The following is a 21,213-nucleotide window of genomic DNA, read 5'->3' as shown; positions in this document are numbered from 1 at the left end:
CACGGCGCTCGTCGTTCACCTCTCGGATACCGGCACGTGGACTGTGCGTATAGCGTGGCGCTATCGCGAATTCAGGTGTCGTTCAGCGAGACGACCCGGCGTCGCGCAGGCGATGAAACATCCGTGAACAGTGCGCCGTCGGCCTTTCGGCGCGCGCCGGGAGGCCGGATCGTTCGGGGTTATGAACCGGAGGCAGTTGCTGTCGACGACCCTCGCCGCCTGCGCCCTGCTCGCCACGTCCACCGGCGCCGCCCGCGCACACGGCCGGAGGAACAAAGTGGTGCTGATCGGTATCGACGGGGTCCTCTATTCGAGAATCGAGCAGGCGCGGGCCCCGAATCTCTTGCGGCTCAGTGCGGAAGGTCTGCTCAGTCGCAGTTCGGTCGCACCGCATATCAGTATCTCCGGCCCGTCCTGGGCCACCGTGCTCACCGGTGTCTGGGATCGCAAACACGGAATCACCGGCAATATCTTCGACGCGGTGCCGTTCGCGAGATATCCCACCCTCTTCACCCGGCTCCAGCGGGCACGGCCCGGACTGAAAACCCAGTGCATCGCGACCTGGGAGATGATCGCGGTCATGGCGGGTAGCGGCGACCCGCGCGCCGACGTCGTCGTCACCACCGCCCCCGTACCCGACGATCCGGACGAATCGAAGACCGACGCCGCGACCGCCGCAGGCGTCGTCACCGCGATCACTCGATTCGGCCCCGATTTCTGCTTCACCCACCTCGACCAGGTGGACCACGCGGGACATTTCGCCGGTGGCGCCCGATCCGGGAACTATCTCGCCGCCATCGAACGAGTGGATGAACTCGTCGGCCGCATCGTCGCCGCCGTCGACGCCCGCGCGGCGGCCGAACCCGCCGAGTCCTGGACGATCCTGGTCACCACCGATCACGGCCACACCCCGAAGGGCGGCCATGGCGGCCTGTCCACCGACGAGACCGCGACCTTCGTCATCGCGCGCGGGCCCGATTTCCCCGCGGGTGTCACCACCGACCGTTTCTCGCTGGCCGACCTCACCCCGACGGTGTTGGACCTGCTCGGGGCGCCCCCCGACCCCGCCTCCGATGGCCGGTCCATGCTCGCAGCACTGTCCGAGCGACCTCTCGCCGGCCGCTAGTATCGCGCTCCCGCAACCGCATGCCCACGAATGCCGCCGTACCGGACTAAAGTTGTGGTCTGGGCGGTTGCGGCGGTCGGATAGGGTGATCCGACCGCGGCGTGGAGAGGTGGTGGCATGACTCAGCATCTGGACGAGGCGAACGTCGAGCAATCGGCGGCATCGGCCCCGCAGCCGGAGGGAGCTCCGGCGACGTCCGAGACCGCTCCCGCGCCCCGTCCGACGCCGACCAGCGCCGCCCAGCGGCAGCCGGGCGCGACGGCGGCGGTGCCCACGTCGGCCTCGCGCCGGGTGCGCGCCAGACTGGCCCGCCGGATGACCGGTCAGCGCGGTATCGCCGCGGTCAAACCGGTGCTCGAACCCTTGGCGACGGTACATCGCGAGCTGTATCCGAAGGCCAATCTGACGCTGCTGCAGCACGCGTTCGACGTGGCCGACGAGCGGCACGCGCATCAGTTCCGTAAATCCGGCGACCCGTACATCACCCATCCGCTCGCGGTGGCCAATATCCTCGCCGAACTCGGTATGGACACCACCACGCTGGTCGCGGCGCTGTTGCACGACACCGTCGAGGACACCGGGTACTCACTGGAACAGCTGACCGCCGATTTCGGCCAAGAGGTGGCGCATCTGGTCGACGGCGTCACCAAACTCGACAAGGTCAACCTGGGCGCGGCGGCCGAGGCCGAGACCATCCGCAAGATGATCATCGCGATGGCGCGCGATCCCCGGGTGCTGGTGATCAAGGTCGCCGACCGGCTGCACAATATGCGGACCATGCGGTTCCTGCCGCCGGAGAAGCAGGCCAAGAAGGCCAAGGAGACGCTGGAGGTCATCGCCCCGCTGGCACACCGCCTCGGTATGGCGACCGTCAAATGGGAGCTGGAGGACCTCGCGTTCGCGATCCTGCACCCGAAGAAGTACGACGAGATCGTGCGCCTGGTCGCCGATCGCGCGCCCTCGCGCGACACCTATCTGGCCAAGGTGCGCGCCGAGATCGTGAATACCCTTGCGGCGTCACGGATCAACGCGATCGTGGAAGGCCGTCCGAAGCACTACTGGTCGATTTATCAGAAGATGATCGTCAAGGGTAAGGATTTCGACGACATCCACGACCTGGTCGGTATCCGCATCCTGTGCGACGAGGTCCGCGACTGCTACGCCGCGGTCGGTGTCGTGCATTCGCTGTGGCAGCCCATGGCGGGCCGGTTCAAGGATTACATCGCCCAGCCCCGCTACGGCGTCTACCAGTCGCTGCATACCACCGTGGTCGGTCCGGACGGCAAACCGCTCGAGGTGCAGATCCGCACCCAGGACATGCATCGCACCGCCGAATTCGGCATCGCCGCGCACTGGCGCTACAAGGAGACCAAGGGCAAACACTCCAACGACAGCACCGAGGTCGACGATATGGCGTGGATGCGCCAACTCCTCGACTGGCAGCGTGAGGCCGCCGATCCGGCCGAATTCCTGGAGTCGCTGCGTTTCGACCTGAAATCGCCGGAGATCTTCGTCTTCACGCCGAAGGGCGATGTCATCACGTTGCCGCAGAAGTCGACCCCGGTCGACTTCGCCTACGCCGTGCACACCGAGGTCGGGCACAAATGCATCGGCGCCAGGGTCAACGGGCGGCTCGTCGCGCTGGAACGTCAGCTGGAGAACGGCGAAGTGGTCGAGGTCTTCACCTCGAAGGCGCAGAACGCGGGCCCGAGCCGGGACTGGCAGAACTTCGTGGTGTCCCCGCGCGCCAAGGCCAAGATCCGGCAGTGGTTCGCGAAGGAACGCCGCGAAGAGGCGTTGGAGAGCGGCAAGGAGCAGATCTCCAAGGAGGTCCGCCGGGTCGGTCTGCCGCTGCAACGACTGATGAGTGTGGACGCGATGACCGCGGTCGCGCACGAACTGCACTACACCGATATCTCCACCCTCTACACCGCCGTCGGCGAGCACCAGGTCTCCGCGCACCATGTCGTGCAGCGGCTGATGGCCCAGCTCGGCGGCATCGGGGATGTCGAGAACGAACTGGCCGAACGTTCCACCCCGTCGACGACCCCGTCGCGCCAGCGCACCACCGGCGACGCGGGCGTCCTCATCCCCGGCGCCACCGGCACCGTCGCCAAACTGGCGAAATGCTGTACTCCGGTGCCGGGCGACGAGATCCTCGGCTTCGTGACCAGGGGCGGCGCGGTCAGTGTGCACCGCACCGACTGCACGAACACGGGCTCGCTGCAGGAGCAGGCCGAGCGGATCATCGATGTGGAATGGGCGCCGTCGCCGTCCTCGGTATTCCTCGTCGCCATCCAGATCGAGGCGCTCGATCGCACCCGCCTGCTCTCCGATGTCACCAAGGTGCTGGCCGACGAGAAGGTCAACATCCTGTCCGCCGCCGTCACCACGCACGGCGATCGGGTCGCGATCAGCAAGTTCACCTTCGAGATGGGTGATCCGAAACACCTGGGCCATCTGCTCAATGTGGTGCGCAATGTCGAGGGCGTCTACGACGTCTACCGCGTCACCTCGGCGAGCTGAGCGAGTAGCGGTACGGTCGCCCCAACTGTGTGGGGCGACCGATTCCGCTGGCACAGTGGTCGATTCGCGGTGAACTACGCGGCCATGTCCTGATCGCCCGAAGGGGGCCGACGGGTGGTGGCGAGGCGAGCGCACGGTGGTCTCCCGTCGCCCGGCGCGGCCTCGCATTCGATCTTTCTGGTGCGCCGTCGCGTGATCGCGGACACAGGCTGATCGGTCGTAAACTTGCCGAGCCTACACCTACGCCACGCCGTCGCGCGATAAGTGTCGCACGGCGATTCGCGGAAAGTTTTCGCAGCGTCGCCAGTCATAGCCGGAATCTGTTACCGTCTTAGGGGTTTCATGGCGTTGAAGTTGGCTGCGGCAGCACGAGATTGATTGTGGATCGCTATGACTATGGATACGGCAAGAACATCGGGGATGCTGGTCGCACTCGCCGTTGCTGTGGCGATCGCACCCGCGGGTCCCGCGGCCGCCGAACCCTCGAATCATGCTGGGCCGCTGACGGATCTGTCGATCCGGACCTGTCCCGCGCTCTACGCGTTGGGCATTCAGGGCACGGGGGAGTCCTCTCCCGACGCCGCGCCGACCACCGATACCGGCATGCTCTCGACGGTTTTCAGTCCCATGATGGCCGCCGCGGCCGAACCGGGACTCCTCGATCGCGCCTATGTGCCCTACGAATCCGCGTTCGGCGGTATCGACGCCAAACGCGTGACGCCGTATTCGGAATCGGTGGCGGGCGGATTGGTCCGGTTGCGGACCATGGCCGCGCAGATCGCGGCCCAGTGCGCCGATACCCGGTTCGCGATTGTCGGGTATTCGCAGGGCGCCCACGTCGCCTCGGTGTTCGCGCAGGAAGTCGGCAGGGGGTCGGGGGTGATCCCGGCCGAGAAGGTCGCCGCGGTCGCGCTGTTCGCCGATCCGACCCGCAACCCCGGCGCCCCGCTGTTCCCCGGCGCACCGGGTAGACACACCCCCGATCCGGCTCCCGGCACACGCGGCGATCGGGTAGCCGACGTCGCCGCATTGTCGCTGACACCCGCCGAGGGCGGCGGTATCGGACCGGAGCGGGACAGGGCGCCCGACTTCGCCGCGCTCACCGGACGGGTCGCGAGTTTCTGTGCCGCAGGCGATTTGGCGTGTGACGCGCCGTCCGGTGCGCCGGTGCTGCGGGCCGTCGCGAATGTCGCGGGACAGGCCACACTGAGCGGAGGCGATCCGATCGCCTCGCTGGTGTCGATTTCGCAGGCGCTGGCCTACACCTCGATCAGGACAGTGAGCGAGGTCGCCACCGAGGATGTGCAGGGCACGTCGCTGACGAATCTGTCCATCGCCCCGAAGAAGTCGATCTCGCAGCGCATCGCCGACGCGTCCGATCCGCGCGCGCCGATCGATCTCGCCGGGGCCGTGCAGGCGTTGCTGAAGGTCGGCATGATCGGGCTGAACGCGGTTGCGACCGTGGTGAAGACGGTGCTGAGCCCGGCCGCGATCTCCGAATTGGCCACAGCGGGTTTGTCGAATCCGGCGGCGGGACTGCTGCGGCTCGGCACCGAGCTGGCCGGAGCCATTCCCCAGCTCGTTCCGCCGACGACGGTGTCGCGCCTGGTCACGCAGTCCTTCGACGCTGTCGTCCAGAACGTCACCGATAACAGGGAGCTACTCGATCTCACGACCTGGGTGCGGTATTGGGACACCGCGCGGCGGCACGGCGCCTACAGCACCGCGGCGGTGGCGGCCAACGGCGACGCGCCGACCCGCTACGTCGCGGACTGGTTCGCCGCGGTGGCACGGGATCTCGCCGAGAAATTCGGACAGGGCGCCGTTGTTCAGGGTAGCAAACCGGGGCCGGGATTCTTCGGAGACAGTTCCGGCGCGTCGACTACGCCGAATTCCTCCGGTACGGGACAATTTCCGTTCGGGACAGGAGCCGATGGCGCCTCATCCGGCGGCGCGACCTCGATTCCGCCCACCGAGCGACCCGGTACCACCAACACTGCCTACCCGTTCTCCACGAACTGATCGCCGAGAGGTCCGACGATGCGACGCTACGTGTCCTGCGCTGCGGGAATGGGGGAATGTTGAAGCCGTACAAAGATCTGTCGCGCTGGTACGGCGCGCTCGAGCCGGACGCGGCGACCCCCGCTCCGGTGGCGCGGGACGACGCGAGCGCGCAGGTGCGTGCCGAGGACGACGGCCCTGCGAGGTATCCGCACTACATTCCCGAAGAGGATCCGGAGGAGGCGCGCGCCCGCGCGGAGGTGCCGACCGATCTGCCCGCGCGACGCAGTGAATTCATCGGCGGCTGGTCGGATTGGGTGGCCGATCACGCGCCGGGACCGGATGACGACTACGAACCGCGTCCCAGCGGCACGGTGCGCTTCCCGTGGCCCGATGACGACGACTTCGATGACGAGCCGGACGAGGATTCCACCGCGCGCGCCCGCTCGATTCCGGCGCTGCGCACCGCGGCCAGGCAGCATCCGGCGACGCGGCGCGCCAGGGTGGTCCTCGTCCTGATCGTCGCCGTGTTGACGCTGCTGCTGGCCGGTGCGGGCGCGCTGTGGCTGGTGCAGACGGCCGGGCAGCGCGGCGCCGCGGGGTCGGAACCCGCGCCCATGCGGTTCACCGCGGGCAGCGCGCGATCCGCCGGAGCCGACTGCCCGACCGAACGCGGCGCGGGCGTGCTGCGCGGCGCGGACGCGGGCAGCACCGACTCCGGGCCCGATGTGGTGCTCGCCTTCCAATACGCCTACTACGCCGAACGTTCGGGAGAACAGGCGCGCGCGGTGGTCGCCCCGGACGCCCCGATCTCCTCCGCGGAGGTGATCCAGCGCGGTATCGACAGCATTCCGGTGGGCACCACGCACTGCGTGCGGGTCGTCACGATCACCGACAACAGGTATTCGGTGGAGGTCACCGAATACCGGCCGGGTGGTGTGCCGGCCACGTACAACAAGCAGACGGTCACCACCGCGGTGATCGGCGGTCGCACCCTCATCATGGGTATCGCGGCCGGATGAAGGAGAGTTGAGAACGATGGGAGAGGACTGGAGCCGCTGGCTCGACGAGGCGCCCGGGGCGGGCGGGCCGTCGAGCCGACAGGTGCGGTCCAAGGCTCCGGTAGTACGGCTACGGCGTGGCAAACGTGACGACGACGGCGCCGATGCCGACCCCGCCCAGCGCCCGATCCTGGTGGTCGGCGGCTGCGGCGGTGCGGGAACCACCACGACGGCCCTCGGTCTCGCGGGCGAACTCGCCTCGGCGGGCACCCCGACCGTCGCGGTGGACGCGACCGCGGCGGGCAGCGATCTGGCCCTGCGCGGCGCGGACGAACATCTGCATCCGATCAGCCTGCAGTCCTGGCTGTACGGGCGAGGCGACGATGAACCCGCCCCGTTGAAGGAGTGCCTGTCGCTGGCGAGCTCCGGTATCGGACTGCTCTGGCGCGATGCCGCGCCGCTGCGTCGCAGGGCGACATATCTCACCGTCGCGCGGGCGGTCGACGACGCCGGATACACCGCGGTGTACGACGGGGGCAATCCGATTGCCGGTCGTCAGCTGCGTCCGCTGCTCGATGACGCGGATGTGGCCATGGTCCTTACCATTCCGGCCAGAAGCGATGCGGCCAATCGGCTGCGGGTGACCCTGGAATGGCTCGATGACCAGTTCGGCGATTCGAGCGAGGGACCGGGCACCGGCATCGTCGGCGATACGACCATCGTGGTCTCGCATCAGCATCCCGGCTCCGACTCGCGTGTTGCCGATCATTTGCGTGAACATCTCTCCGGCTGGGTGCGTGATATCAGGGAGATTCCCTACGATCCGCATCTGGCGCGCGGCGAACTCGTCCGGCACTCGTCGTTGGCCGACGAGACGCGCCAGGCCTACGCGCGATTGCTGGCGGGGGTGGCATCATGACCGCCGCTATGAATCTTCGTCGTAAGCACGATCCCCAACCGGCGGGTGTGGTGGCGCCGCCCGAGTCCAGGCGCGCGCCGGTGTGGGAGCGTCCGGTACCCGGCGTCGGCCGTGCGCCGCTGGTGTGGTTGCTCGGTGTGCACGGCGGCGCCGGAGCCACTACGCTCGCGCATGTGCTTGCGCCCGCGGCGGATTCGAGCCGCCGCTGGCCCGGCGTCTTCGAGCGTGAATCCCCCTTTGTCGTGCTGGTGGCCAGGGAAACGATCGCCGGTTTGACGCGCGCCCACGATTTGCTGCGTCAGCACCATTTCGGTTTCGGCGGGCCATCGGAGGTCATCGGCCTCGTCACCGTCGCCGCGAGGCCGGGCCGGATGCCCCCGGAGATCCGGCGCTACCGCGACGTGGTCGGCTCGCTGGCTGGCCCGATGTGGCAGGTGCCGTGGTACGAGGAATGGACGCTGGTCGAGCCGGAGCAGCTTCCGACATGGTCGCCTGGCGACCCGCTGCCGGAGAAGAAGCGCAAGATCGATCCGCTCGAGGAGGTCCCGCTCGAGGTTCGCGAACTCGGCGCCGATATTGTTGCCGTCGTCCGTGAAAAGCTCGATGCCAGTTCGTCTTTCGATGAGGAGGAGCCGTGATGGCGCGCACCGTGTCGATGCACAGGGCGTTGATGCACACTTCCGAGGAAGGTAGCCGATGAGCATGTTGCTGTTCGCCGCGCAGGACACCTACGGCGCCGTCCTCGCGCAAGTCGGGAATCCGACACCGGAAGCGCCTCCCGGCTCGGAGAAGATCCTGCAGCTGGTGCGGTACCTGACCTGGTTCGTGTTGTTGTCGGGTATCTGCGGCATCGTCTACGCGGGCGGCAAATTCGCGTGGGAGAAGTGGACCGGCGGCGGGCTCGAATCGCCGAAGATGGTCGCGGGCGCCATGATCGGCGGTGTCGTCGCGACCAGCGCGGGCACCATCATGAACGCCGTCATCGGCACGTGATGTCCATGTCCAGCGTGCGACTCTCGGCGAGCGAGCTGCTCGCCTATAAGCAAATGCCCTCCGATGTACTCGAACCACTGATGCACTTGCTGAATTGGCTGCTGTGGTTCGTGCTGCTGGTCTGTCTGGCGTGGATGATCCTGTCCGCGGGCCGGTTGTGGATCGCGTTCCGCAGCGATATGGCGGTCAACGACGCCACCCACGGTGTCGTGATGAGTCTGATCGGCGCTTCGGTGGCGAGCACTGCCTCCGGAATCGCGTTGGCGTTCCTGCCGACGTGAGCCGGTACCTGATGGGGACGGTTCTGACATGAATTCCACAGTGATGCGCTCGCACGCGGTGAGCGTGTTCGGCGCCGCGCTGGTCGCGGTCGCCGGCTGCGGCGCCGACGGTGACGGCGTCGCGGCGCCGGATCCGGCCGCACCGCCGACCGATGTGCGGTGGCAGGACTTCCAGGGCGTCGCGCTGCCGAGCACCGCACAGGGGCCGAAGTCGATAACCGACGGCGCCGCTGTCGAATTCGAGCACACCCCGCCCGGCGCGGCGGTAGCCGCGATCACGCACACGATCCGGCTGTCGGTGGCCGCCGACGGCCAGTGGGCGAAGGTGGTGGCCGGGGAGGTCGTGCCAGGCCCGGCTCGGGACGAGTGGTCGGTGAACCGATTACAGCTGTCCCTCACGGGGCCCGCCGCGCCGGAGTACGCGCCGCGGCTGCTCGGCTACCGGATCACCGAGTACACCGACCTGTCCACCGCGGTGGATATCTATACCGAGTTCTCCGACGGTTCGAAGGCGGTGAACCACACCACCGTCGAATGGTTCCAGCAGGACTGGAGGTTACGTCTGCCCGATCCGGACTCGACCGCGAGACCTGTCGAGTCCATCGACGAATTACCCGACGACATCGTGACATTGGAGGCACCGAAGTGAGTCAGAAGGAGCCCTACGCGCGCGAGCGCGTCTCCTTCGGTGCCATCGCGTCCGCGGCATTGCTGGCACTGATCCTGGTGGTCGGCATCGTCATGTGGATCGGGAGTGACGATTCGAACGGCGATGAGAGCGGCGCGGCCACCACGACCACGAGCGGCGAGGGTTTCGCCGAACCCGAGGTCGATATCTTCGGCAGGCGTCTCGATATTCCGAACAACCCTGCCGGGCAACCGCTTTCGCAGGATCCGTCACGGCAGCGCAAACCGACCGATTCGGACTGGCTGACCGCGGCGCCCGAGGGCACCACCGCCCCGCGCGGCTGGCAGCGGGTCTACGGCGCGTCGGTACCGTTCTCCACCTCCGACGGGCCGACGCGTATCGAAGACGGTCTGGCCGTTGGCTATTCGCATACGCCGCAGGGCGCTGCGCTGGCCGCGGCGCAGATCACCTACCGGATCAACGCCCGCCCGGCCGATCGCGAACTGTACCTGCGTCAGATCCGTGTCTCCGCGGCGCAGATCGCGGCCTACGACAAGGCGCTGAACGAGAATCGGCTCCCGAAACAGCAGCCGGAGAAGATCACCCGCTATTTCGTGGCCTCCGACGCCTTCAAGGTGGAGAACTACGCCGACGACCTCGCCATCATCCGATTCGCCTCGCGCGGTCAGGTGATCGATGGCAGACAACTGTGGGCCGCACTGCGTTTGGTGATGGTCTGGGATGCGGGCGACTGGCGTCTGAAGCCGTCCTCCTCCAGCGGCGCACCGACCGAGTACATCGAGTCGATCGAAGGGTGGACCGCATGGTGAGCCGCTGTCCCGCGTCCGAGCGACGCTCCTCGCCACTGCCGCGCGCCGGTGCGGCGCGGGCCGGGGTTGCCTCGATGACCCCCCGATATCTCGCGGAGCACGATTCCGCGATCGTCCGGTTCGCGAGAAAGGCTCGAGAAACAGTTGATGGCCGACCGACACGGGTGGGCATGCGCCCGGCAGTCGTGCGGCGGGACAGCGATGGGAAGCTCCGGCCGGTGACCGGCGATCGGCGAGTCCGGAACGAGTCCCTTCTAGATATCGAGGGGTGGACCCAATGGTGAGGCGAATTCTCACGATCTTCGCGGTGATCTTCACCGTGATGATCGCGACACCGACGGTGGCATACGGCCAGACCTATGGTTTCGACGATACGTGCAACGAGATTCACGACACGCTCGATGATGTCGGGTTGCCGGGGATCTCCCTCGGCGACGCGGCCTCCGCGGCGTGCAAGGCGGGTAATGCCGCGTCCCATCCCGGCGACGCCGCGACCGCCGTCAAGGACAAGGCGTGGGATTCCACCTTCGGCAAGGTGGTCGACTCGTTGATGAAGGGTCTCGGCGAGGCCATCATCCTGGCGTTGACGTTCTGGATGAAGGTGCCCAACGAGGCGGCGAGCGATAACGGTTCGTTGTTCACCAAGATCAACGACTACACCTATCAGATACAGATACTGCTGCTCATCGCCTCGGTCATCCTGACGGGCGCGCGCTTGGCCGAGGCCAGGCGCGGGGCCGCGGTGAGCGAAGCGGCCGAATCGTTCCGCATGTTCGCGCGGGTGGTGTTCAGTTCGTGGATGCTCGGCGCCGTCATCGTGGCCGGCACTCAGGCCTCGGATCGCTTCTCCGAGTGGGTGATCACCGACGCGACCAACGGCAACGCCAAGGATCTCGCCGAGTTGATGGTGAAGACCAGTAAGTTGCAGGCGTTCTCACCCGGTCTGGTGTTGATCATCGCGATCGTCGGCCTGCTCGGCGCGCTCGCGCAGATCGTCCTCGCCATCGTGCGCCAGGGCCTGCTGCTCGTCGCCGCGGGTGTGCTGCCGCTGGCCGCCGCCGCGTCGGGGATGAACACCGGTAAGCAGTCGTATCAGAAGCTGGTCGGCTGGATCATCGCGTTCATGCTGTACAAGCCGGTCGCGGCGATCGTCTACATGATCGCGTTCATGACCGCGGGCCATGTGGACTCGCTGACCGCGACCGGCGGCCTGCCGGAAGCCGAAGAGGCCCAGCGCATGCTGGTCGCGATCGTGCTCCTGTGCAGTGTCGCGTTCGTGCTTCCCGCCCTGATGCGCCTGGTCACCCCGGCCGTCGCGATCGTCGGCTCCGGCGGTTCGGGTCTGACCGCCGCGGGCGGCACCCTCATCGGCGCGGCGGCGCTCGGCGCCATGGGCACCAAGGCGGTGGCGGTGAAGAGCACCGCGGGCGCGGGTTCGCCCGGATACGTTGCGGGCGGCGGCGGTCCGCGTCCCGGCGGCGCGGGTCCGCGCGGCGGTGGATCCCGCCCGGTGCCCCCGCCGCGCGGTGGCGGTGGCGGTGGCGGTACCGGGGGTCTGCCCCCGCGCGCCTCCGGGGGGCAGGGGCAGGCCGGAGTACCGTCCGGTGCGTCCAGGGCAGCGGGAAGAATCGGCGCCGCCCGTGCCGCGACCACCGGACTGAACCGGGCCGATGAAACCATGGGCGATCTCGCCGGCGACCGCTGGGCGAATCGCTCGCCCGACCTCGGGAGGAGCACCATTCCGCGATGACGATGTCCGACATCTACGAGCGCCGTTCGTACGGCCTCTGGCAGAAACCTCGCAGCGCCGGCCTTTTCGGTCTGCGCTGGGAGGAAACGGTCATCGGCTTCGTGGTGGTGATCACGGCGCTGATCACCGCGATGGTCGGTGGGTTCCAATGGGGTCTGATCGTCGGCGGCACCGGCGTGGTGATCATGGTTCCTCTGGTGTGGCGGACCGGCGGCCGCTCCGGATACGAGACGGGATTGATGATGTTCAACTGGATGCGTTCACGTAATCGCGGCGAGCACGTGTATCGGGGTGGCCGGTTCTCCCGCGTCCCCGGTGGCGTCACCCGCTTGCCCGGACTACTCGCCCCCTCGAAGCTGTACGAGGGTATCGATGCGGGCGGTTACAGCTTCGGCATGATCCATCTGCCGCAGTTCGCGCAGTACACGGTCGTGTTGCGGGCCTGGCCGCAGGGCCACGAGGCGGTCGACCAGCCGGTGATCGACCGCTGGGTGTCGGCGTGGGGCACGTTCCTCGCCTCGGTCGGCCAGACCAGCGACATCATCGCGGTGGTGCCCGTCATCGACACCGTGCCCGAGACCGGAAACCGTTTGCTGACAGAGGTTTCCACCATCACCAGGCCGGAGGCGCCCGACCTCGCCCAGCAGGTGATGTACGAACTGGCCACCGAATTGCCGCAGGAACGGGTGCAGTTGCTGCCCCGGGTGGCGATCACCTTCAAGGCCACCACCGCCGAGCGGCGCAAGAATCCGGCCGAGGAGGCCGTCGAGATCGGCCGCAGGCTGCCCGGCATCTGCGCCGCGCTGGCGGAGGCGGGTGTGCGCGCTCAGCCGATGTCGGCCGACGAGGTGATCGCGTTCATCCGGCGCAGCTACGACCCTGCCTCGCAGGCCGACCTCGAGGTCGCCTCCTCCGAACCCGGAGGCCACGGCCTGGATTGGGCCGACGCGGGCCCGGTCTCGCACGACGAGAAGTGGGATCACCTGATCCACGACGGTGGCCGCTCGGTCACCTGGGAGATGGACGCGGCCCCCGAGGGCGCGGTGGACGAGCGAGTGCTGCAGCGGCTGCTCGCGCCGAATCCCGAAGTGCCGCGCAAGCGTATCGCCATCGTGTATCGGCCCCATTCGGCCGCCGACGCCGCCGAGATCGTCGACGACGATTTCAAGAACGCGTTGGTGGCCCAGCAGAGCGAACGCGGTGTCGTCTCGGCCGCGGCGACCCTGCGGGTGGGCGCCACCCAACAGGCACGTGAGGAACAGGCCAGGGGTCACGGTGTGACCCGCTTCGGGGCGTTGGTGACCATCACCGAGCCCCTGCGCGGTGACCTGCCGCGTATCGAAGCCATCACCCGCGACCTGTCCACGCAGGCGCGCCTGAAGATCCGGCGTTGTTACCGGTACCAGTCGGCGGCCTTCGCGGCCTCGCTCGGGTGCGGAGTGATCCTGCCGGAACACGCGACGATTCCGAAGGCATTGGCGGGGTGAGCGATTCATGGCACGCGAGTACGAGCCACCCGGACGGGGACATGACGGTGGACAGCGGTCCGGTGTGGAGGACTGGCCCGACCGGGCCCGACGACCGGCGCGGAACATGAGCGGCGACGACTGGTCCGATGTCGGGGAGATGTCCGATCGGGAGCGGAGAGCGTCGCGCGACGCGGCCGAGCGACGGGGGCGCCCCGGGGCCGGGCGGGCCGACGCTGTCCGTGCCGATCGGGCGCATGCCGAGCGCGAAAGGGCGGAGCGAGCGCGGGGAGAGAATCCGCGCGGTGCGGCGCAGCGCCCGAATCGCGAAGGCGCGCGGCCGGATCGTTCCGGTGGACCCCGTCAGGATCGCGCGGGGATTCCGCGCTCCGATCGCGGCGCGGCGCAGCGTCAGGACCGCGCCCCCGCCCGCCCCGACCGCATCGGGTCGCCGCGTCCCGATCGCGGTGCCGCACAACGCAACAACGCTCGTCCCGGTCGGCCCGTGCCGCGTCAGGACAAGGCCGATTACACCGCCGACCGTGCCATGGGAACCCCGCCCATGGACAAGGCCGCGCGCCGGGCGAAGGCAAAGGCGGACAAGCGGAAGACGTCAGGGCCGCCGCTGCTCGACGACGTCACCAGGTCGAAGCTGGAACAGATCAGTCGCGAGGGTTCCGGCCTGCGCGCGGCGTGGGCGACGTTCCGGGTGCGCACCGACGATATCCGTCGCCGCAATTACGCCGCGCGCGCCGAACAGGTCTTCGAGGACGGATTCGACCGCAGCACAGCCCAACTCACCGATCGCGGGTACGCGGGCGCGGGCGGGGGCCGGATGAATGTGGTCGGCCGCCCGGTCGAGTACCGGGCCACCACCGCCCAGGTGGCCGGATTGTGGCCGTGGTCGGTCGGCGCGGGAGCGCCGCTGATCGGCACCCCGCTCGGTTCGCATCTGCATACCGGCGCACCGGTCTGCTTCGATCCGATGAACTGGTTCCTGCGTGGCAGCTTCATCACCGCCCCCAGCCTTTTCGTATTGGGGCTCAACGGTTTCGGCAAGTCCTCGCTGGTGCGGCGGATCGTGCTCGGCGGTATCGCCCAGGGCATCACCCCGCTCATCCTCGCCGACGTCAAACCGGATTACCGCAAGATGGTGGAGTTGGTCGGCGGCCAGGTCATCGACCTCGGTTACGGCCACGGCAAACTCAATCCGCTGGCGGCGGGCGTGCTCGGCTCGGTGGTGCCGAGGCTGGACGATTTCCCCGCGCTGCAACTGCAAGTCCTCCAGGATCTTCGGGCCCGTCAGGTGACACTGATCGCGGGCCTGGTCGAACTGGTGCGCGGCGCGCGGGTGCGCGACTACGAGGAGACGCTGATCTCCACCGCTCTGCGCATCCTCTACCAACCTGGCAGCGGCTATACCCCGGATCAGCCGCCGATCATGGAAAATCTGCTCGAGGTGATCGTCGCGGGCGGCGAGGAACTCATGCTCGACGCGGGCGCGGACGACGCCACCGAATATCAGAACGCCATCAAGGGGTTGCGGCGGTCGCTGCGCGCGCTGACCCAGGGGCCGTTCGGCGCGATCTTCAACGGGCAGACCTCGGTGCCGATCGATACCAGCGCCGTCGCGGTCTGTATCGACGTCTCGCATATCCCGACCGGCGACAAGAAACTCAAGGCCGCGGTCATGCTGGCCTGCTGGGCCGACGGTTTCGCCTCGGTCGAGGCGGCGCACGTCCTCGCCGACGCCGACCTCGGCCCGCAGCGGTACTTCCAGGTCGTGATGGACGAGCTGTGGCAGGTTCTCGGCCTCGGTGACTTCATGGTCGACCGGGTCGATGAGCTGACCCGTTTGCAGCGCAGTATCGCGACCGCGCTCATCATGATCAGCCACACCATCAAGGATCTGCAATCCCTCGGCTCGGAAGGCGCGATCGCCAAGGCTCTCGGCTTCCTCGAACGCGCCCGCGCCAAGATCTTCGGCGCGCTACCCGCCGAAGAGGTCAAACGGCTGGACAGTATCGTGCCGTTCACATCCGCGGAGGAGGAGATGGTGACCGGATGGTCAGCGCCGCAGGCCTTGACCGGTGAGGCGCTCAAACCAGGTCAACACCGGCCCTCCCCGCCCGGCACCGGCAAATTCCTGCTGAAGATCGGTGAGGACCGTCGCCCCGGCATCCCGTTCCACATGGAATTCACGGTGTCGGAGAAGGAAAGCGGGATTCACGATACGAACCAGCGCTTCAGCGAGTTCACCGAATCCACCACGCGCGGACCGGATTCACCGAGTGGGAGCGCCGCATGAGAATTCGGCCGGGATACGCGGCATCCACGCCGCGCCGCGCGCCCTGGCGGCCGGAGTCGGGTGGTGGAGGAGGTGTCCGATGATGCCGCATCGGTCCTACCGCAGGGTATCGCCGGAGGTGCGCAAAGCCGCTGTGGCGCAGGTCATCGCACTGACCGGCACGCTGAGTAGCGAATCCGAGGCATGCCGGGTGGTCGCCGATCAGATCGGCGTGCACACCAATTCGGTGCGCAATTGGGTCCGTGCCGCCGAGGGGCCGAGTCTCGAGCGGATGGACGCCTCCGCCCTGCGTCGTAAAGTGGCTCTGCTACAGCAACAATTGGCCGCCGCCGCCGAGATGAACCGCACCCTGGCCGACACCCTCAACGAATCCCGCCGTCGCACGTGAGCGCCAAAGGCGTGCTGTGGGGGGTGATGGGCGTCGTGGTCGCGCTCATGGCGGTGGTGCTCGTGGTGATCATGCCCTCGGTCGACGATCCCTGCGAGGGCATGTCGGTGCTCGGCTCGCAGTCCGCGCTGCCACCGCTCGGCGGTTCCGCGCCCGGCGATCCGCGTTCGTCCGCCGCCGCCGAATCCGGCTCCACCACAGCGAGATCGGCCAATCCCACCGTCACCGCGACCCCGTCGCTGGCCGGTGGCGTCGGCCCGATTCGCCGCACCCTGCCGCTGGCCATCGGAACGTTCACGGTCTCGGATATCTTCGGCTCGCGCGGCGGCGATCACAAGGGCCTCGATCTGGCCGCCGTGGACGGGACACCGATATTCTCGGTATCGGACGGCAAGGTCGTCGCCGCCGGGCCCGCGTCCGGTTTCGGCAATTGGATCGTGGTCGACTCGGTCGACACCAACGGCCGCGCGTATTCGGCCGTGTACGGCCATATGTGGGACGCCGGGGTGATGGTGCGCGTAGGGGATACGGTGCGGGCGGGCCAGCAGATCGGGATGGTCGGTTCCGCCGGTGAATCCAGCGGGCCCCACCTGCATTTCGAGGTCGTGCCCGGCGGCCGTTTCACCGGCGGCAGGCATATCGATCCGGTGCCGTGGCTGGACGGCGCTCCGACCCCCGACCTCGGCGGCGCGCAGTGGTACTCCGCCGATCCGCGATGCAGCCTCGGCTTCGGCAGCGCGGGTGGCGCGCTGGCCGCGGGCAAGGTGCCCGAGGAACTCGAGATCTGGTATCGCCGCGCGGGTTCGATCTGCCCGCAGATCACCTCGTCGCTGCTGGCCGCGCAGGGCCGCCAGGAGTCGGGCTTCCGTCGTGGCGCGACCTCACCCGCGGGTGCGCAGGGCCTGGCGCAGTTCCTGCCCGGCACCGCCGCCAGTATCGACCCCGACGACGGCAAGCCCTATGTCATCGACGTCGACGGTAACGGCGTGGCCAGCGTCTGGGACGACGGTGACGCCATCGTCGGTCAGGGACGCTACATGTGCGCGATCGCGCACAAGATCGAGCGATGGCAGTCCGAGGGACGGGTGCAGGGCGATATCACCGCCTTGTCGCTGGCCGCGTACAACGCCGGTGAGGGCGCGGTACTGGCCTCGGGCGGTATGCCCAACCAGGTCGGCGCGCACTACTCCGAGACCCAGCCGTACGTGCGCAATATCCTCGCGATGGAACCGCAATACCGGGCCCCCGGTTCGACCGGACGTTTCACCCCCGGCGAAGGCGACCCGGGTCGGCAGATCGTCGAGGCCGCCCACGACTGGCTCGGCACCCCGTATGTCTGGGGCGGTGGCGGGCCGCAGGGTCCGAGCGGCGGTGGCCTGGACGGGGCTGGGCTGACCTCGGCCGCGGTGTTCGCGGCGTCCTCGGGCAGGGTCGTCCTCCCGCGCACCGCCGAACAGCAGTGGGAGGCGGGCTCCGAGGTTCCGATGAGCAAGGTGCGGCCGGGAGACCTGGTATTCAGCTCCTTCGGGGCGCGCGGCCCGGCGCAGGTCGGGATCTATGCCGGGGAGGGCAGGATGATCCAGTCCGCTCCCGCCGCACCCGGCCGCGGTGGCGGCGGCGTCGGTGAGACGGCGGTGCCTGGCGACGCGCGGGTGAGGAGGGTGCTGTGAGCGTGAGCGCGGATCGGATCGGCGAACACGCCGGGCAATACACGAGGTTCGGACCGCGACGTCGCGGTCGGCTGCGGTTAGCCTTGAAGGATCAGGGAATGGCACCCGCGAAACTGGTGGTGATGCTGGTGGTGAGCGTGGCGATGCTGGGCGCGGCGTGTGGAAGCGACGGCGGCGGAGCGGATTCCGGCGCGTCGGGTCGAGCCACGTCGACGACCCGGTTGCTCGAGGTGGCCCCGGCGCCGGATCCGGTGACGCCGGACGGCGTCGCGGTGGCGGCGCTGAAGGAGATCTACACCTGGCAACCCGCCGCCGAGGCCCAGGGATCGTCGCTGAGTCGGGCGCGGAAATGGCTCGGCCCCAGCCTGATCCGGGTGCTCGATACCACGCCCGCGGTGACCGAGACGCCCAGGCAGTCGTTGCAGTGGTCGGATTGGGCCAAGGCGAAGGCCACCGTGCAGGCATTCACCTTCGCCTCCGGGGAGCGTCCGCCCGCCGGCGCCGACCCCAATACCGAGCAGTACAAGATCGGGATCGAGCAGACCGTCGTCTACCCGGACGGGCGCAAGGAACCGCTGCCGCCGAGCACGGTCATCGCGACCGTCGTGCGCACGGCCGAGGGCTGGCGGCTCGACGCGTTCCGCTGACACGCCGCACTTATTCACCACCGCAAGGCAATTCGAGGAGGCACAGATGGCAAAGAAGAAGCCGGTGAAGGATCCGGCCGCGGTCGGACCCGATCTCGGTCTGTACGCCGTCTACGCCGGTGCCGCGGTGTTCGCGACACTGTTGCTCGCCCTGCACCTGGGCAACGCGTTGTCGTCCGAGCGGCAGGACATTCCGATCAACCCGATCGAGATCATCGCGAAAATGGCTCGCGGACAGCTGAAATGGCCCGTAGCCGCCACGGTGATCGTGCTGCTGGTGATCGCGGTGCTCGCGGTGTTCCTGTTGACGCGCAAACAATCCAAGGCTCGCGCGTCCAAGGGCAGACTTCCGGTCGACGACAAGGCCGACGTGATGGGCAGCGGCGGTGCGATCGCGGCGCTGACCGAGGCGGGCGTGCGTGAGAAGGCCGAACAACTCGGCATCAACCTCGGCCGCGAGGACACGCCCGGGGTGCCGATCGGCGTCGGGGTCGCCGACGGAACCATGTTGTACGGGTCCTATGAGGATCTGCACATCGATATCTGGGGGCCGCGTCAGGGCAAATCGACCTCCCGCGTGATACCCGCCATTCTCACCGCGATCGGTCCGGTTCTCGCGACCTCGAACAAGCGCGACGTGGTCGACGCGACCAGGGATGTGCGCGCCGCCAAGGGCAGTCCGACCTATGTCTTCGATCCGCAGGGCGTGGCGGCCGAGGAGCCGACGTGGTACTGGAATCCGCTCAAATGGGTCGATCCCGAACACGTGGGTTGTGAGATGCGCGCGGCGCGCCTGGCCGGGCATTTCGCCGACAGCGACGACGGCTCGGACGCCAAGGGCGACGCGTTCTTCGACCCGGAGGCCGAGGATCTGCTGGCCGGCCTGTTCCTGGCAGCCGCCGTGGGGAAGAAGCCGATCACCCAGGTGTGGTATTGGGTGACCCATCCCAGGGACGAGACTCCCATCCAGCTGTTGCGCGATGCCGAGCACGAATTCAGCGCCGATGGCCTGACCGGGCAGTACCAAGCCGATGAACGCACGCGCAGTGGCGTTTTCGGCACGGCGAAGAAGATGGTCCGCTGCCTCAAGTTGACCAATGTGCACGATTGGGTCACTCCCGGCACCACCGTTCTCGCCAACGGGCGCAGCGTCGAGCGCAAACTGTTCGACGAACTGGAGTTCATCGAGGACAACGGCACCCTGTACAGCTTGTCGCTGGAGGGCCGCGGGTCGGCCTCACCGCTGGTGAGCGCGCTCACCGAAGCCGTGATCGACGTCGCGATGCAGAAGGCGTCCAGATCGCGTGGCGGACGTCTCGGCATACCCCTTCTCGCGGTGCTCGACGAGGCGGCGAACGTGGTGCGCTGGAAGGATCTTCCCAAGCAGTACAGCCACTTCGGTTCACGGGGCATCGTCGTCATGACCGTGCTCCAGTCGTGGGCGCAAGGGGTGCGTTGCTGGGGTGAGGACGGTATGTCCGCGCTGTGGTCGGCGGCCAATATCAAGGTGCTCGGCAGTGGTGTCGACGACACCAACTTCTTGCGGGACCGATCCGAGGCGCTCGGCGAATACGACGCCATTTCCCAGTCGGTCTCCGAATCCGCTAGCGGCAAGAGCTATTCGCGCTCACTCGGCTCGTCCAAGACGTTCTCGGTGAACGGACTCGCGACGTTGCCGCGCGGGCGCGTCATCGTGTTCTCCTCGGGCGCACCGCCCGTGCTCGTGCGCACCGTGGCGTGGTGGGAGAGCGAATACTCCGCCGAGGTCGAACAATCCATCAAGCGCCACGATCCGACGCGCAAGACCGAGATCGCCGATATCTACGGATCACCGGTACTGGACAAGGAAGTGGTGCGGGAGAACGCGCCGTCATTGGTCAAGTCGGCGCCGCCGCAGGACCACGGCCAGCCGGAGGAGGTACGGCCACTGTGAGTGACGAACAACCCAAGTTCGCCAATGTGGCGGTGTTCGTCGAGGAGTACCTCGGCCAGATCTATCAGCGCCAAGTCAGCGATTCGACCGATACCGTCTGGTGCGATGAGTGGTGGCGCCACGTCGAGGCGGCGACCCGTCTCAACGCCCTGTGGCGGTCATGGGAACAGTTGCACCGTGACGAGCGTGGTGGGCTGAGCTACTGGCTGCTCCAGCATGCCGATCCGCATATGAAACGACTGTTCGATCCGCGCGGGCCGTTCAAATACTGCGGTGTGCGCCACGGCCACCGCGATATGCTCGGCCCGCTGCCGATCGAGTCACCGCCCGATGGCGTCTTCGCCGATATGAATGCCGATCCTCCCACCGATCGGATGTATTCCACCGTCGTCGACTTCGTCGAGAACTATCTGAGCCTGATCTATCAGCGCCAGGTCACCGACCTCAGCGACACGGTCTGGTGCCCGCAATGGTGGCAGCACCAAGAGGCCGTGGTCAGGCTCGACGCACTATGGCGCGCATGGGAGTTCTATCGGACGGATCCGTCGGAAGGGCTGAGCAGATGGTTTCTGGAGCATGCCGATCCGCAGATGGCGCAGCTTTTCAACCCGAGGGGTCCGTTCAAGTACTGCACCGTCCGTGGCGGGCATCAGAGTAAGGTCAGCCCGCTCCCGGTCACGATGGAAAAACAGGGAATGTTCACCGATCCCGCGCCGGAGCAGTAGTCCGGCCGGATCGGCGAGCGT

General features: G+C 67.8%; 18 protein-coding genes. All 18 read left to right on the top strand.

Translation table 11 applies throughout. The features are described 5' to 3' along the window. Positions 1–181: 181 nt before the first annotated feature. Positions 182–1,126, top strand: coding sequence for an alkaline phosphatase family protein (locus ABZS43_RS10165; RefSeq protein WP_355035493.1), 945 nt, complete (start codon positions 182–184; stop codon positions 1,124–1,126). 117 nt (positions 1,127–1,243) lie between these two features. Next, positions 1,244–3,652: a RelA/SpoT family protein gene (locus tag ABZS43_RS10160; RefSeq protein ID WP_355035492.1), complete on the top strand. Its 2,409-nt coding sequence runs from the start codon at positions 1,244–1,246 to the stop codon at positions 3,650–3,652. Positions 3,653–4,072: 420 nt separating this feature from the next. Continuing rightward, complete coding sequence (locus ABZS43_RS10155) at positions 4,073–5,674, top strand: cutinase family protein (protein WP_355035491.1); 1,602 nt, start codon at positions 4,073–4,075, stop codon at positions 5,672–5,674. Positions 5,675–5,730: 56 nt separating this feature from the next. Then, positions 5,731–6,675 carry a hypothetical protein gene (locus tag ABZS43_RS10150; RefSeq protein ID WP_355035490.1) on the top strand — a complete coding sequence of 315 codons (945 nt, stop codon included), beginning with the start codon at positions 5,731–5,733 and terminating at the stop codon, positions 6,673–6,675. Between the two features lie 16 nt (positions 6,676–6,691). Then, positions 6,692–7,573, top strand: coding sequence for a hypothetical protein (locus ABZS43_RS10145; RefSeq protein ID WP_355035489.1), 882 nt, complete (start codon positions 6,692–6,694; stop codon positions 7,571–7,573). Continuing rightward, the gene (locus ABZS43_RS10140) at positions 7,570–8,211 is read left to right on the top strand and encodes a hypothetical protein (protein ID WP_355035488.1); all 642 of its coding nucleotides are present in this window, start codon (positions 7,570–7,572) and stop codon (positions 8,209–8,211) included. The genes ABZS43_RS10145 and ABZS43_RS10140 overlap by 4 nt, the downstream gene beginning before the upstream one ends. Positions 8,212–8,269: 58 nt before the next feature. Next, a complete protein-coding gene (locus ABZS43_RS10135) occupies positions 8,270–8,566 on the top strand; it encodes a hypothetical protein (protein WP_355035487.1) in 297 nt (98 codons plus the stop codon). 5 nt (positions 8,567–8,571) lie between these two features. Then, positions 8,572–8,847, top strand: a complete 276-nt coding sequence (locus ABZS43_RS10130; RefSeq protein ID WP_355035486.1) for a hypothetical protein — start codon at positions 8,572–8,574, stop codon at positions 8,845–8,847. A gap of 28 nt (positions 8,848–8,875) precedes the next feature. After that, positions 8,876–9,496: a hypothetical protein gene (locus ABZS43_RS10125; protein WP_355035485.1), complete on the top strand. Its 621-nt coding sequence runs from the start codon at positions 8,876–8,878 to the stop codon at positions 9,494–9,496. Next, positions 9,493–10,305, top strand: coding sequence for a hypothetical protein (locus ABZS43_RS10120; protein WP_355035484.1), 813 nt, complete (start codon positions 9,493–9,495; stop codon positions 10,303–10,305). Before ABZS43_RS10125 ends, ABZS43_RS10120 begins: the two co-directional genes overlap by 4 nt. Positions 10,306–10,582: 277 nt before the next feature. After that, positions 10,583–12,055, top strand: a complete 1,473-nt coding sequence (locus ABZS43_RS10115) for a hypothetical protein (RefSeq protein WP_355035483.1) — start codon at positions 10,583–10,585, stop codon at positions 12,053–12,055. Next, positions 12,052–13,542: an SCO6880 family protein gene (locus ABZS43_RS10110; protein ID WP_355035482.1), complete on the top strand. Its 1,491-nt coding sequence runs from the start codon at positions 12,052–12,054 to the stop codon at positions 13,540–13,542. Before ABZS43_RS10115 ends, ABZS43_RS10110 begins: the two co-directional genes overlap by 4 nt. Positions 13,543–13,549: 7 nt before the next feature. Then, complete coding sequence (locus tag ABZS43_RS10105; RefSeq protein WP_355035481.1) at positions 13,550–15,829, top strand: hypothetical protein; 2,280 nt, start codon at positions 13,550–13,552, stop codon at positions 15,827–15,829. A 79-nt stretch (positions 15,830–15,908) separates the two neighbouring features. Next, the gene (locus tag ABZS43_RS10100; protein ID WP_355035480.1) at positions 15,909–16,217 is read left to right on the top strand and encodes a transposase; all 309 of its coding nucleotides are present in this window, start codon (positions 15,909–15,911) and stop codon (positions 16,215–16,217) included. Next, positions 16,214–17,887, top strand: coding sequence for a peptidoglycan DD-metalloendopeptidase family protein (locus ABZS43_RS10095; RefSeq protein ID WP_355035479.1), 1,674 nt, complete (start codon positions 16,214–16,216; stop codon positions 17,885–17,887). The genes ABZS43_RS10100 and ABZS43_RS10095 overlap by 4 nt, the downstream gene beginning before the upstream one ends. Before the next feature lie 98 nt (positions 17,888–17,985). Continuing rightward, positions 17,986–18,534 carry a hypothetical protein gene (locus ABZS43_RS10090; RefSeq protein ID WP_355035478.1) on the top strand — a complete coding sequence of 183 codons (549 nt, stop codon included), beginning with the start codon at positions 17,986–17,988 and terminating at the stop codon, positions 18,532–18,534. A gap of 46 nt (positions 18,535–18,580) precedes the next feature. After that, on the top strand, positions 18,581–20,467 hold the full coding sequence (locus ABZS43_RS10085; RefSeq protein ID WP_355035477.1) for a TraM recognition domain-containing protein: 1,887 nt from the start codon (positions 18,581–18,583) through the stop codon (positions 20,465–20,467). After that, positions 20,464–21,192: a DUF4913 domain-containing protein gene (locus tag ABZS43_RS10080; protein WP_355035476.1), complete on the top strand. Its 729-nt coding sequence runs from the start codon at positions 20,464–20,466 to the stop codon at positions 21,190–21,192. The genes ABZS43_RS10085 and ABZS43_RS10080 overlap by 4 nt, the downstream gene beginning before the upstream one ends. Positions 21,193–21,213: the final 21 nt, after the last annotated feature.

The organism is Nocardia sp. NPDC005366 (assembly GCF_040606855.1).
Lineage (GTDB): Bacteria > Actinomycetota > Actinomycetes > Mycobacteriales > Mycobacteriaceae > Nocardia.
Note: the sequence above shows the minus strand (reverse complement) of the source record. Positions and strands in the feature narration are given on the sequence as shown.

Coding starts and splice junctions, on each gene's coding strand:
- ABZS43_RS10165 (WP_355035493.1), top strand. CDS start 182: ATGAACCGGAGGCAGTTGCTGTCGACGACCCTCGCCGCCTGCGCCCTG.
- ABZS43_RS10160 (WP_355035492.1), top strand. CDS start 1,244: ATGACTCAGCATCTGGACGAGGCGAACGTCGAGCAATCGGCGGCATCG.
- ABZS43_RS10155 (WP_355035491.1), top strand. CDS start 4,073: ATGCTGGTCGCACTCGCCGTTGCTGTGGCGATCGCACCCGCGGGTCCC.
- ABZS43_RS10150 (WP_355035490.1), top strand. CDS start 5,731: ATGTTGAAGCCGTACAAAGATCTGTCGCGCTGGTACGGCGCGCTCGAG.
- ABZS43_RS10145 (WP_355035489.1), top strand. CDS start 6,692: ATGGGAGAGGACTGGAGCCGCTGGCTCGACGAGGCGCCCGGGGCGGGC.
- ABZS43_RS10140 (WP_355035488.1), top strand. CDS start 7,570: ATGACCGCCGCTATGAATCTTCGTCGTAAGCACGATCCCCAACCGGCG.
- ABZS43_RS10135 (WP_355035487.1), top strand. CDS start 8,270: ATGAGCATGTTGCTGTTCGCCGCGCAGGACACCTACGGCGCCGTCCTC.
- ABZS43_RS10130 (WP_355035486.1), top strand. CDS start 8,572: ATGTCCAGCGTGCGACTCTCGGCGAGCGAGCTGCTCGCCTATAAGCAA.
- ABZS43_RS10125 (WP_355035485.1), top strand. CDS start 8,876: ATGAATTCCACAGTGATGCGCTCGCACGCGGTGAGCGTGTTCGGCGCC.
- ABZS43_RS10115 (WP_355035483.1), top strand. CDS start 10,583: ATGGTGAGGCGAATTCTCACGATCTTCGCGGTGATCTTCACCGTGATG.
- ABZS43_RS10110 (WP_355035482.1), top strand. CDS start 12,052: ATGACGATGTCCGACATCTACGAGCGCCGTTCGTACGGCCTCTGGCAG.
- ABZS43_RS10105 (WP_355035481.1), top strand. CDS start 13,550: ATGGCACGCGAGTACGAGCCACCCGGACGGGGACATGACGGTGGACAG.
- ABZS43_RS10100 (WP_355035480.1), top strand. CDS start 15,909: ATGATGCCGCATCGGTCCTACCGCAGGGTATCGCCGGAGGTGCGCAAA.
- ABZS43_RS10090 (WP_355035478.1), top strand. CDS start 17,986: ATGGCACCCGCGAAACTGGTGGTGATGCTGGTGGTGAGCGTGGCGATG.
- ABZS43_RS10085 (WP_355035477.1), top strand. CDS start 18,581: ATGGCAAAGAAGAAGCCGGTGAAGGATCCGGCCGCGGTCGGACCCGAT.